10 protein-coding genes and 1 pseudogene are annotated in these 12,484 nt (G+C 59.3%); 9 read left to right on the top strand and 2 right to left on the bottom strand.

The features are described 5' to 3' along the window. A pseudogene (locus tag ABIB48_RS09845) lies at positions 1–897 on the top strand (hypothetical protein); the annotation flags it as partial. 168 nt (positions 898–1,065) lie between these two features. Here the strand turns inward: ABIB48_RS09845 and ABIB48_RS09840 are convergent. Continuing rightward, on the bottom strand, positions 1,066–2,514 hold the full coding sequence (locus tag ABIB48_RS09840; protein ID WP_354212867.1) for a PucR family transcriptional regulator: 1,449 nt from the start codon (positions 2,512–2,514) through the stop codon (positions 1,066–1,068). Positions 2,515–2,677: 163 nt separating this feature from the next. Between ABIB48_RS09840 and ABIB48_RS09835 the strand changes: the two genes are divergently transcribed. The 6 genes from ABIB48_RS09835 (at position 2,678) to ABIB48_RS09810 (ending at position 9,021) form a co-directional block, all read left to right on the top strand. After that, a complete protein-coding gene (locus ABIB48_RS09835; RefSeq protein WP_110105458.1) occupies positions 2,678–4,108 on the top strand; it encodes an aminobutyraldehyde dehydrogenase in 1,431 nt (476 codons plus the stop codon). A gap of 59 nt (positions 4,109–4,167) precedes the next feature. Next, positions 4,168–5,529, top strand: a complete 1,362-nt coding sequence (gabT, locus tag ABIB48_RS09830; protein ID WP_110105459.1) for a 4-aminobutyrate--2-oxoglutarate transaminase — start codon at positions 4,168–4,170, stop codon at positions 5,527–5,529. Positions 5,530–5,928: 399 nt separating this feature from the next. Beyond that, the gene (locus ABIB48_RS09825; protein ID WP_354212866.1) at positions 5,929–6,411 is read left to right on the top strand and encodes a hypothetical protein; all 483 of its coding nucleotides are present in this window, start codon (positions 5,929–5,931) and stop codon (positions 6,409–6,411) included. Positions 6,412–6,503: 92 nt separating this feature from the next. Continuing rightward, the gene (locus tag ABIB48_RS09820) at positions 6,504–6,857 is read left to right on the top strand and encodes a hypothetical protein (protein ID WP_354212865.1); all 354 of its coding nucleotides are present in this window, start codon (positions 6,504–6,506) and stop codon (positions 6,855–6,857) included. A gap of 145 nt (positions 6,858–7,002) precedes the next feature. After that, the gene (locus tag ABIB48_RS09815; protein WP_354212864.1) at positions 7,003–8,058 is read left to right on the top strand and encodes a hypothetical protein; all 1,056 of its coding nucleotides are present in this window, start codon (positions 7,003–7,005) and stop codon (positions 8,056–8,058) included. A gap of 141 nt (positions 8,059–8,199) precedes the next feature. Further along, positions 8,200–9,021, top strand: coding sequence for a universal stress protein (locus ABIB48_RS09810; protein ID WP_354212863.1), 822 nt, complete (start codon positions 8,200–8,202; stop codon positions 9,019–9,021). Here the strand turns inward: ABIB48_RS09810 and rarD are convergent. Next, entirely contained in the window at positions 9,018–9,980 is a 963-nt protein-coding gene (gene rarD / locus ABIB48_RS09805; RefSeq protein ID WP_354212862.1) for an EamA family transporter RarD, read from the bottom strand. The two genes, ABIB48_RS09810 and rarD, sit on opposite strands and share 4 nt — an antisense overlap. A 209-nt stretch (positions 9,981–10,189) precedes the next feature. Here rarD and ABIB48_RS09800 point away from each other — a divergent pair, with 209 nt between their 5' ends. Together ABIB48_RS09800 and ABIB48_RS09795 are read left to right on the top strand one after the other, a co-directional pair. Next, positions 10,190–11,605, top strand: coding sequence for an FAD-dependent oxidoreductase (locus ABIB48_RS09800; RefSeq protein ID WP_354212861.1), 1,416 nt, complete (start codon positions 10,190–10,192; stop codon positions 11,603–11,605). 96 nt (positions 11,606–11,701) lie between these two features. After that, entirely contained in the window at positions 11,702–12,478 is a 777-nt protein-coding gene (locus ABIB48_RS09795; protein ID WP_110105464.1) for an oxygenase MpaB family protein, read from the top strand. Positions 12,479–12,484: the final 6 nt, after the last annotated feature.

The following is a 12,484-nucleotide window of genomic DNA, read 5'->3' as shown; positions in this document are numbered from 1 at the left end:
AATGTTCAGGTGGCTGTTCCTGTGACGGTTCCGGTGAATGTTTCCGGGAACGCGGTGGGTGTTGTGGGTAATGCGGTTTCCTCGGGCTCCGAGGCCACGAACACCACGGTCATACCTCCGGTTCAGCAGTCCTCCAACCATGGTTCCAACCAGGGATCTGCCGGTGACGGTGGCCTCTTGGGTGGTTTGTTGGGCAACGTTCTGGAGAATGTTCAGGTGGCTGCTCCTGTGACGGTTCCGGTGAATGTTTCCGGGAACGCGGTGGGTGTTGTGGGTAATGCGGTTTCCTCGGGCTCCGAGGCCACTAACACCACTGTGGTACCTGCGGTTCAGCAGGCTTCCAACCAGGGTTCCAATCAGGGCTCTGCCGGCAACGGTGGCCTCCTTGGAGGCATTGTTGGTAACGTTCTTGACAATGTTCAGGTGGCTGTTCCTGTGACGGTTCCGGTGAATGTTTCCGGGAACGCGGTGGGTGTTGTGGGTAATGCGGTTTCCTCGGGCTCCGAGGCAACGAACACCGTGACTCCAGAACTCCCGGTTACGCCGGTTACCCCGGTTACCCCTGTTACGCCTGTTACCCCTGTTACGCCGGTTACCCCGGTTACCCAGGTTACCCCGGTTACCCCTGTTACACCTGTTACGCCGGTTACGCCGGTTACCCCGGTTACACCAGCCACATCAACTCCCGAAACGACGGCTAACTCCGCCGTTCAGCTAACGATTGCCAGTCACATCCAGCCGGAGAGCTCCAATGTTCAGGCATGGGGAGAAGCCGCACCTGCTCAGCTGGCCTACACCGGCACCGGTCTGTGGCCCATCTACCCTGCAACTGCCATTCTGTTGGCCGGTGTTGGGCTGCTCCTGTTGGTGATGCGCCGGGTGAACCCCGGGGTCTAGCGAGCAGTTGCCAGGAAAACGCGACTAGATCCGCGAACTGACCCGTGAGATATGGCGGCTTTGAAGCCTCAAAGCCGCCATATCTCACGGCTCGTTTGCAGCGATGAGCCGAAGACTCCGGCTAGCGTCCGGGCACAGCCTTTTTCAAGCAGAACCACCCCAACCGGTTCAGGCCGGAGGGGACAGCCTGCGCACGGCCAATGCAAGCCACAGTTGCACACGATCCGGCGTCAGCGCGGGGTCGTATCCAGTCAACTCAGTGATTTGCGTGAGCCTGTAGCGTACGGTGTTGCGGTGCAGGGCAAGAGCATCGGCAACAGCTGCCACAGAACCGTTGAGTCTTAGATAGCTTTCCAAGGTATCTACAAGTTCGGCCCCGTGGGCAGCATCGAACGCGGCGAGCGGTCCCAGCGCTTCAGCGGCCATATCTGCCATCGGTACGTCTTCGCTGGCAAGCAGGAGGGAGGTCAGGCTCAGCCGTTCCGGAACGTTGACCTCTAAGCCGCGTGTGGCTGCTTCACGTGCTTCAAAATAGCTCCAACGCAGTCCATTCGCTTGGGAGTATGCGCCGCCAATTCCCACCGGAGCCGTGATCTTGATGTTGTGCATTTGGTGACTTAACGCCCGGCCCAATGCGGCAGGATCACCGGCCTGTGTGGGGACCACCAGCAGCAATTCCTGTTTGCCTTCGGAGCTGATGGTTGCTGCAACAGCACTTTCCAGACCTGCTGGCAGCGTGATGGTTGCAAGAGTGGGGAATTTGTTCGTCTCGGTGCTCACTAGCAGAACAAAGTTCTTACTGGCGGGGGCGATACCCAGATTTTCAAGACGGGCAGCCGAATCTGCCGCTTCAAGGGTTCCCCGGACTATGTCGGAAATGACCTGTCCGGCGATCTGCCGCGCACTTTGGCGCCGCTGCACCAAGTTATTCAGCTCAATACTGATCAACCCGCGGGCGTAGTCAACAATCCCGTCGTCGTGAAAGGGGCGGCGGAGCCACAGCGTGCTGGAATCGCGCTTTCCAGTGGATAGCGCCACGGCATGCCAGGCGTCGTCGTCAGGGGCGGCGCCGGCAGATGTTGCGGCCACTTCCCCGCCGTACTGAGTAATAACCAAATCGGCTGCCACCATGGACGAGAGTTTCATGAGCAAGGCCGGGAGCCCACCGCCCGTCAGTAGCGCGCGTGCCAGCACCTGGTGTTCCCGAAGGAGCCGCTCCAATTTTATGTAGTGATCGGAGGAGCGCGCATCCGCAACCAGCTTTCCGATGGCGATGAAAGGAGTGCTGTAGGGAACCTCAACTACCGGAACCGCCCAACGGTTTGCCTCGGCAAGTAGGGCAGCCGGCACAGAATCATGCTCAAATCCGATGCCAAAACCAATTCCGACGGCGCCCGCCTGCTTGATCTGGCGAACAAAGGAACGCTGGGCATCGGCAGTGCCCTGCCGGGCACCCGTGGTGAGGACCAGTTCACCTCCACTGAGGAACCCCTGTGGATTTTCCAGCTCTGTCACCGCAACCCAGTCGATCGCAGAGGTGAGCGGGGTTCGCACTGAACCCAAGTTTTTTAGGTGCAGGCCGGGTGTGCCCAAAAGGTCTGCCAAGGAAAGTGCCATGCAATAACTATACAAACGCACTACAGCTAATGCCCACAGTGGTGCAGTTGGCTATTCGCTTGAATGTGGTTTCGGGCTTAGGATTTCGCATATGCGGTGTGTGTAGGCCGCGATTTCCCTTCCGAGCTAAAACTCCCACACCAAGCTAAAGAGGTTGAACACTGTGGTCCAGACCTTGCAGAACTTCATCAATGGAGAATTTGTGCCCGTCACCGGCACGGACGCCCTCAACATTGTCAATCCCACTAACGGCGAGGTTGTGGCCAAGGCTCCCATCTCCAGCCAGGCAGATATTGATGCGGCCATGGAAGCAGCAGCGGCAGCGTTCAAAACGTGGAAGCGCGCCACTCCGGGTGAGCGCCAGCGTGTATTGCTCAAGCTCGCCGACGCCGTTGAGGCTCGTAGTGAGGAAATCGTTGAGGCTCAGCACCGCAACACCGGTCAGGTTAAGACGATGATCGCAGATGAGGAAGTAGCTGCCGGAGCCGATCAGCTGCGCTTCTTTGCTGGTGCAACACGCCTCCTGGAAGGCCGTTCCGCTGGCGAATATATGGAAAACTTCACCTCGTATGTGCGCCGCGAACCTGTTGGCGTGATTGCCCAAGTAACTCCTTGGAACTACCCGTTCCTCATGCTCATTTGGAAGATTGGCCCCGCTCTGGCCGCCGGTAACACCGTGGTACTCAAGCCCAGTGACACCACACCTGAAAGCACGCTGGTCTTCGCCGACATTGCCAAAGACATTGTCCCCGCCGGCGTTCTGAACTTTATCTTGGGCAACGGGGCAACAGGCGCCGCCATGGTTGACCACAAGATCCCCTCCATGGTTTCCATCACTGGTTCAGTGCGGGCCGGCATTGCCGTAGCCAAGGGAGCCGCGGAAGGTCTCAAACGTGCGCACTTGGAACTGGGTGGAAAGGCCCCGGCCATCGTTTTCGCTGACGCCAACTTGGGTAAGACGGCGCAGGAAATTGCCGAGTACGCTTTCTTCAACGCCGGCCAGGACTGCACGGCCATCACCCGCGTGCTGGTTGAAGAGTCAGCTCACAAGGAATTTGTGGCAGCACTGGCAACAGCGTCCGAGGGTTTGGAAACCGGCAACGCCGACGACTCCAAGAACTACTTTGGACCGCTGAATAACATCAACCACTTCAACGCCGTGGTCAAGGTAGTGGCGAACATCCCCGAGTACGCCACTGTTGTCACCGGTGGCAAGCAGGTGGGCGAGAAGGGCTTCTACTTCGCTCCAACCGTGGTGGACGGCGTCAAGCAGAGCGATGACATTGTGCAGCAGGAAACCTTTGGCCCTGTCATCACCGTCCAGACCTTCAAAACGGAGGAAGAGGCGCTCGAGATGGCAAACGACGTCGACTTTGCCCTGGCCTCCAGCGTCTGGACCTCCAACCATGGCGTGGCCATGCGCCTCTCCCGCGATCTGGACTTTGGGGTGGTGTGGATTAACACCCACGTCATGCTCACGGCCGAAATGCCGCACGGCGGTTTCAAGCAGTCCGGCTACGGCAAGGATCTCTCGATCTACGGCGTGGAAGATTACACGCGCATCAAGCACGTCATGAGCAACCTGGACGCGTAGTCCAACAATGTTTAGGCGCGGCCACAGTCCCGCCAGCACCAAATTGAAAGGAATTTTCCATGAGTGATATTCAGTACCGCCTTGCCCAAAAACGCGAGATCCTCGGCGCCTTCCCCGGCCCCAAGTCACAGGCACTTAACGAACGCCGCAAGTCAGTTGTTGCTGGCGGAGTGGCTTCCACGGTGCCGGTTTATGTGGCAGACGCCGACGGCGGCATTCTCACCGATGTTGACGGCAACTCCTTCATTGACTTGGGTTCCGGCATCGCCGTAACCTCCGTTGGAGCCTCTGACGCCAACGTTGTTGAAGCGGTTCGGGAGCAGGTGGGCCACTTCACGCACACCTGCTTCATGGTGACCCCCTACGAAAGCTACATTCAGGTTGCCGAAGAACTCAATGCTCTGACCCCCGGCACCCACGAGAAGCGCACCGTGCTGTTCAATTCCGGTGCCGAAGCCGTGGAAAACGCCGTCAAGGTGGCCCGCCTAGCTACGGGCCGCGACGCCATTGTGGCCTTCGACCACGCCTACCACGGCCGCACCAACCTGACCATGGCCCTGACCGCCAAGGCCATGCCGTACAAAACGAACTTCGGCCCGTTCGCGCCGGAAATCTACCGCGTCCCCATGAGCTACCCGTACCGCGAAGAGAGCGACATCAAGGGTGAAGAGGCCGCGCGACGCGCCATCACCATGATCGAGAAGCAGATCGGCGCCTCCAGTGTTGCTGCGATCTTGATCGAACCGATCCAGGGCGAGGGCGGCTTCATTGTCCCCGCCGACGGCTTCCTGCCCACCCTGGCCGCCTGGGCCAAGGACAACGGCGTTGTCTTCATCGCTGACGAAGTTCAGTCCGGTTTCTGCCGCACCGGTGAATGGTTCGCCACGGTGCACGAAGGCGTTGTTCCGGACATCATCACCATGGCTAAGGGAATCGCTGGGGGCCTGCCGCTGTCCGCCATCACGGGCCGCGCCGATCTCATGGATGCCGTCCACCCCGGCGGCCTCGGCGGCACCTACGGCGGAAACCCTATTGCCTGCGCCGCCGCTTTGGCAGCGATCAAGACCATGAAGGAGCACGACCTCAACGGCCGTGCCGCCAACATTGAACGCATCGTCACTGACCGGTTTACGGCTCTGGTTCAGGAGCTTGGCGCCAACAACATCATCGGTGAAATCCGTGGCCGAGGCGCCATGATGGCCATTGAATTGGTTCAGCCCGGCACAGGCACAACAACCAAGGAAGTCAACGCTGAAGCAGCCAAGGCCATCGCCGGCGCCTGCCTGGCAGCCGGTGTCATCATCTTGACCTGCGGCACTTATGGCAACGTGATCCGTCTGCTCCCGCCGCTGGTCATCAGCGATGAGTTGCTCAACGACGGTCTCGACGTCCTATGCGACGCCATCCGCGCGGCGCTCTAGCAAAAAATCAGAATAAGCCCACACACGCAAGGATCCCCGGCTAAGAGAATGACTCTGGGGAGCGGGTAGGGAACAAACGACGGCGGCACTCAAGCCGAGCCTTTTTGGCTCGCCTCGAGTGCCGTTTTTGTTGGGGAGCGGGGAGCGCAGCCAGGTCCAAGCCCGCCAGCATGTCTGTGTCTTACCACTACGACTGCGTCTTGTTGGCGTGCGGAAGCAGGCGATGGGTAGGGTGGAGAGAATATTTTCGTCTCCGTACCGGCGTAGTGGAGTGGCATGGCAGCTAAGAACTTTGATGAACGATATCCGGCCATATTTCAGCCCGGTAACGAGGATTTGCCTGCCAGTATGCACTGGCCCGCGCCAGACGCCACTGTCCCTTCTAAGCTTGTCCCTTCTATGCCTGCAGCCACCGTGCCAGCCAAACTCGTCCAAGGGCCAGAGGCCGGCCACGATCCGTTGCCTGAACCTGTGGGAAAAATAGCGCCGCAAGACGATGTTGCCAGCTCATCAATCGTTGAAACGCCCACCGGCTCCACGGAGGGAGCTTCCACGGCGCAGCGTTCCTGGCGGCTTTGGGGGATGCCGGCGGTTGCCGGTGCGCTGCTGCTGGCGCTGGGTGTCATTGCTCCACTGGTGCCAGTGTGGATGACAGCTGCCGAAGGGGATGACTCCGCTATCGTGTCGGACCAAATGTGGACCTACCTCACGGCACAGTTGGCGGCGCCGATGATCGCAGGAGGGCTGGGAGTCCTTGCAACATTGCTCTTTCTCTACTCCCAGCAACACCCAACCCGCCGCACCGGGTTGCGGCGGGTTTTCGCCTTGGCGGCAGCCGCCGTGGTGGCGGGGGAGCTTATGCCCAGTTCTCGGTATACCTGATTCCGCCGGTAATTCACGTAGATACCAGTACCGACACTGGGTTTACACATAGCTATTCGAGGGCACCGGACATTGCTATCATCTTGGAAAGCATGGCGTTCGGCCCGTTGCTGGTGGGGTTGTTGATGTTTGCCGCGCTGGCCATTAGCCATAATTTCTCAAGTCGTCGACTCTATACTGTTGGCCTGCTTTTACTGGCTGCCGCAGTTTTTGCGCAGTATGCCCAACTCTTGTTCCCCCAGGTCTCAACTACCCAAGGATTCCAGGGCGCCTACCCCAGCATGCCGGCGTGGACAATCTTGGCTCCCATGCTGGCGCCAGCCTTGGTGGCGGCTGCCGGCTTGGTCATGGCTGGTGCCTTGTTGTACCCGGTTCTGAAGGAGAGCTGCCAGGGGTGCGGGACCGCGGCCAAAACGCAGGAGGAGGCCGGCGCCGTCGAGCCTTAGCAAAAGTGGAGCCCTAGTAAAAGCTGTCCACGCTACGCTCATGGAGTGCCTCCGTCCCCATGTCATGGTGCTGTGCTGAAGCGGGTGGTAGGTAGGCTGAGGCAGAATATTCTCTGTCCGGATCAGCGTAGTGGAGTGCAGTGGCATGGCGGGTAACAACTTTGATGAACGGTACCTGGCTATGTTCCAGCCCGGAGGCGAGGATCATGGCCCCATATTTGGGATCACGGAAGCGCCACAGAAAAGTGCGCCGGTGCCCGGTGACAAAGGGCAACAGCCCATGAAGGCCTTCTCGCCGGAGACTGAACCTGTTCCTGTTCCCGAACCTAAAGCCGCCAGCCCGGTTCTGGCCGAAACGGACGCTCCGGAGACAGATGCTAGCGACGCTGGGCTTGGTGCGGACATTGAAGGTACCGTCTCGGAGTCACGTTGGACTGCGAGGACCTGGGCAGTTGGGCTTGGCGCCATTGCCATAACTTTTGCTGCGGCCGCTTTCTGCCTGGTGGCAGTGGTACTGATTCCATCGGCCAGCAGCGTTGATCCGAGCACCTCTCATGGCATCATGGTGATCGCGTGGGGGTATGCCATCATCCCAGGTGCCCCGGCTCTTTTAGCGGCCGCACTTGCCCTGCTGGCGGGCATGCTTTTTCTCGGTTCCAGGCAGCACCGGCGCCAAGCTATCCCGCTGTGGGCCGGTGGGGCAATTGTGGGGCTAGTGGCTTTGAGCATCGGAATTTTTGCCCTCTTTGGTGCCACCTTGATGCCTGAAATATATTATGATCCGAGCCGGTGGAACAACCCCCGGGCTATCCCATGGCCAGCGGCTCTGCAACAGGCTACTGCCGCCTTCATTGTCCTTGGACTCATCATCCTTGCCAGCGCAGCCGTGGCGCCTCCCCGACGCAATGGCACGCCCGGTATTCCCTCCGGCAAACGTGCCGTGGTGGTGGGTGTGTTTTTGACAGCGGCAGGAGTATGGTCCTGGTTTGCTTCGCAGCTATACCCACTTGCGTTGGGTCAGGAAATCCAGATCATCGGCGGGCAGGAGTATTCGCAAACTCCCTGGCCCATGACCGTTGCGGAGACAGGTGGCTCTCTGGTGATGGTGGGTGCTGGTGTCTTATTGTGGGGTGTGCTGCTGCTGGCCCTGCGGAGCCCGCTAGAGCAGGATGCGCTGGAAGCTGCAAGCTCCCTCGAATAAGCACCCGCGAATAGGTGCCCTCGAATAAGGGCACAGCAGCTTGGTGCAAAAGCTGTTCGCCGGATGCTCTGCAATGTACAGTCGAGGCTACAAACCTCTGCGGGAACAAAGAAGTCTCCGGGGCCCCTCGAAAGGCGTGGCATGAAATATGTAGTGGGATACAGGCCTGATGAGCGGGGCGCGGATGCCATTGCGCTTGCCGGGGTCATCGCCAGGACACAGGGGGCACAACTGCACCTGGTCTACGTGGTCAACAGCGCCAAGGCACCAGGGCAGGACGTTCAGAAGCGTGCTCTGGCATTGGTGCCGGATGACGTCGAGGCGAGCTTTTCCTTGCGTGTTGCCGATTCCTTTGTCCACGGTCTCATTGACGCCGCCAAGGAGGACAACGCCGCCCTGATCATTGTGGGAGCCGCCAGTAACGGGTTGTTTAAACGCTTCACAGTGGGCTCGGTGGCCAACGGTCTCCTACACGCCTCACCCGTCCCCGTGGCGCTGGCCCCGCGTGGCTACAACCGCAGAGACCCGCTCACCCGGCTGACCGTCATGACGGGCATGCGGACGGGTTGGCAAGCCGTGCTCGACGTCGGAACTATCGCCGCAGGGCGCCGTCACGTCCCGCTGCGGCTGGTTTCCGTAGTTGAAATCGACCAGAACACGCAGTCCAGCTTTGACCAAGACAATGCGCTGAGCCCGGCCAAGCAGCATGTCAATACCGTCCTCGCCCAGGCTGCCGCCACACTGCCCAACAACAAGGTCACGCTCACGCTTGCCCACGGACGCAACATTGAAGAAGCCATTGACGGCATCGGCTGGAAATCAGGTGAGCTGGTCATTGTTGGTTCCAGCAGGCTGGCCGAGAGCCACAAGATCTTCCTCGGATCTACCGCGAACAAGATTCTGCGCTCGCTGCCGGTGCCCATGGTGGTTGTCCCGCGGGACTTCCAATCTCAGGGGATTTAGCGCAGCCGCACGGTGCGGCGGTAACTGATGAGCATGTCGGTGATCAGGATGGCCAAGGCAATCCACACAATGGCAAAACCAATCCAGCGTTCGGTACTCATGGGTTCGCCAAGGATGGTGATGGCGATGACGAATTGGACCAGCGGGGTCATGAATTGCAACAGCCCGATCCCTGTCATGGACAAGCGGCTGGCCGAGGCTCCAAAGAACAGCAACGGGACCGCCGTGATGATGCCGGAGGAGGCCATGAGCCAAAAGTGTCCGGGGCCCATCCCTGTCAGGGTTGCCTGGCCCACGAGCGTCAGAATGACCATGGCGGCAATGGCAAAGGGGGCCAAGACAGCGGTTTCAATGCTGAGGCTCGTGACGGCGTCGACCCTTCCGCCAACCCGGTTCTTGACGAATCCATAGGTGCCGAAGCTAAAGGCCAGCAGCAGGGCAATCCAGGGAAGCTTGCCATAACTAAATGTCAGCACCACAACGGCGGCGAAGCCCACACCCACGGCCAACCATTGCATAGGCCGGAGCTTTTCCTTGAGCACCAGGACTCCGATCAACACCGAGACCAGGGGGTTGATGAAGTAGCCCAGAGAGGCTTGAACCGCGCTGCCACTGGTCACCGCATAAACGTACGTGAGCCAGTTGATCAGGATCAGGACCCCAGCCACGGAGAGGGTGCCCATGATGCGCTTGTTTTTCAGGGCGGCGGCAATTTTTCCCCAGCCGCGGCTGACGGTAATGATGAGGGCGCAGAAAATAACTGACCAAAGAACACGGTTGGCCACAATTTCAATGCTGTTGGCGGGCACAAGCAAGATGAAATAAATGGGCAACAAACCCCAGAGGCCGTAGGCTCCAACGCCGTACAACACTCCCGTGGCAGCTTCGGATCGTACGGGCCTGCCTGCCTTTTTGTTGGTGCGCGATGTGTTCTCAAGTGGGGGTTCGCTTACTGTCACAAACTCCATAAGAACACCGATACGGCAGAAATGCCACGTCAGCCCGCCCACAGGTGGCAGAGAGCGTGCCTTAGTGAGGGTTTGCTCACTTTGCCCTGTTAGGTATATGCGAACACAATTAGACTGAAAAAGCGGCGCGCAATGTGCGCTTCCATATGCAACAGTTGCTTTAGGGATGTTGCGATTCACGGTTCGGAGGGACTTCTTTCTTGGCAAACTTCAGTGTCACCCGCCCATTCCGCGTTGCTGTCGTCGGCTCGGGTCCTGCGGGCGTCTATGCCGCGGATATTCTCACGAAGTCCCAGGAAGTTACTGACGGCGACGTGCAGCTGAGCATCGACCTCTTTGAATCGCAGCCGGCCCCTTACGGTCTGATCCGTTACGGCGTGGCCCCCGATCACCCCCGCATCAAGGGCATCATGAACGCCCTGCACAAAGTTTTGGACCGGGGTGACATCCGATTCTTTGGCAACGTCATGTATGGGCGGGACCTGTCCCTGGCCGAGTTGCGAAGCCACTATGACGCCGTCATCTTCGCAACAGGTGCCACCAAGGACGCCATGCTGGACATCCCCGGGGTGGACTTTGAAGGCTCCTACGGCGGCGCGGACTTTGTCTCCTGGTATGACGGGCATCCCGATGTGCCGCGCGAATGGCCCTTGAATGCCAAGGAAATTGCCGTCATTGGCAATGGCAATGTGGCCCTGGACGTGGCACGGGTCCTCTCCAAACACGCAGATGACATGCTCGTCACCGAGATCCCGGACAACGTCTACGAGGGGCTGAAAGCTTCCCCTGTCACGGATGTGCACATTTTTGGCCGCCGCGGCCCCGCTCAAGTGAAGTTCACGCCGCTGGAATTGCGTGAACTCAGCCACTCCCGCGATGTGGACATTGTCCTCTACGAGGAAGACTTCGACTTTGATACGGCCTCCGATGCCGCTATCAAGAGCAATAATCAGGTCAAGATCATGGTCAATACCCTCACTAACTGGTTAGCTGAGGAACACGACGAAACCCGCGTTCCGGCCTCACGCCGCCTGCACTTGCACTTCCTGCACACTCCGGTGGAGATCCTTGGAGCGCAGGGGCACGTGACCGGCATGCGGTTTGAGCGCAATGAGCTTGATGGTACGGGTAACGTGCGGGGCACCGGCGAGTTCATCGATTACCCGTTCCAGGCCGTGTACCGCGCGGTGGGCTACTTCGGTTCCGAGCTGCCCGAGGTGGACTTTGATTCCCGCCGCGGCGTAATCCCGAACGACGGCGGACGTGTGTTGGCAGCCGACGGCAGTCACGTGCCTGGTCTCTACGCGACAGGGTGGATTAAGCGTGGCCCGGTAGGGCTGATCGGCAGCACCAAGGGTGATGCCTTGGAAACCGTTGGTTGCCTGCTTGAGGACAGGCTCAACCTGCCCGTTGTGGAGCACCCAGGTGAAGAAGAGATAGTGAAGTTGCTGGAGTCCCGCGGTGTTGAATACACAACGTGGGAAGGGTGGAACAAGCTTGACGCCCACGAGAAGCACCTCGGCGAAAGCTACACCCACCCCGCCGGCCTCGAAGTGTCACGCGAACGTGTCAAGGTAGTTGACCGTGAACACATGGTGAACATTTCCAAGAAGTAACATCACGGGCGCCATGGTTGGGGATTGCGCCGATCAATATACCTGCCACTGCGAGCACAGAGCTGACCGCGGCCAGGGCTAAAGAAGGGTTCTGCAATGGTCTTTGGCCGCGGCATCAAAGATATAGCGCCCGAAGCAATTATGTTGGCTGGTGCGGGCCGGGCCATCCTTTTACAACTTGCCAATCCGGCCATTGGTTACGGAGTAGCACGGCATTCCAGCTTTGCCCTCGATCCGCTCAAGCGATTCCACGGCACACTGGCCTACATTTACGCCATAACAAACGGGACCCCGCAACAACGAGCCTCCATGGTGTCCCAAGTGCATAGAGCCCACCGCCCCGTAAGCTCTGCCGGTAGTGATTCTCCACATCACTACCATGCCCAGGACGGCGAACTTCAGTTATGGGTTGCGGCAACCCTGTATGACTCCGGGATGCAGATCTATAACAAAATCTTCCCGGCTTTGGCTGAAGAGGATGCACAAGCTATCTACCGGGACTACGGTTCGCTCGGTACGGCTCTGGGCATGCCCGCGAAAGCGTGGCCCGCCACCACAGAAGACTTCAAGAGCTATTGGGATGAACAGCTGGCGCGTCTGGGCGTGGATGAGACCACCCAAAATGTGGCAGCACAATTACTTGCGGCCCGGAGCGCGCCGCTGTGGATTCGAGCGGCCATGCCACTGGCCAGGTTTCTTACGGCAGGGCTGTTGCCGGCCACGGTCAGAGAGATGTTTGATTTGCCGTGGTCGGTTGCCCGGGAGCGGTGGTTAAACAGTGGCCTTGGGCTGATGCGCGTGCTGATTCCCTTCACCCCGCAGTGGATCCGGCACGCTCCCATGCGTTACTACCTCAAGCGGATCCCCGGATAACTTTTA

The sequence above is a fragment of the Arthrobacter sp. UYCu511 genome, assembly GCF_040547105.1.
In the GTDB taxonomy this organism is placed as follows: domain Bacteria; phylum Actinomycetota; class Actinomycetes; order Actinomycetales; family Micrococcaceae; genus Specibacter; species Specibacter psychrochitiniphilus.
The sequence above is the reverse complement of the archived record's forward strand: the minus strand, read 5'-3'. Positions and strand labels throughout refer to the sequence as shown.

Coding starts and splice junctions, on each gene's coding strand:
- ABIB48_RS09840 (WP_354212867.1), bottom strand. CDS start 2,514: ATGGCACTTTCCTTGGCAGACCTTTTGGGCACACCCGGCCTGCACCTA.
- gabT (WP_110105459.1), top strand. CDS start 4,168: ATGAGTGATATTCAGTACCGCCTTGCCCAAAAACGCGAGATCCTCGGC.
- ABIB48_RS09825 (WP_354212866.1), top strand. CDS start 5,929: ATGCCTGCAGCCACCGTGCCAGCCAAACTCGTCCAAGGGCCAGAGGCC.
- ABIB48_RS09820 (WP_354212865.1), top strand. CDS start 6,504: ATGGCGTTCGGCCCGTTGCTGGTGGGGTTGTTGATGTTTGCCGCGCTG.
- ABIB48_RS09815 (WP_354212864.1), top strand. CDS start 7,003: ATGGCGGGTAACAACTTTGATGAACGGTACCTGGCTATGTTCCAGCCC.
- ABIB48_RS09810 (WP_354212863.1), top strand. CDS start 8,200: ATGAAATATGTAGTGGGATACAGGCCTGATGAGCGGGGCGCGGATGCC.
- ABIB48_RS09795 (WP_110105464.1), top strand. CDS start 11,702: ATGGTCTTTGGCCGCGGCATCAAAGATATAGCGCCCGAAGCAATTATG.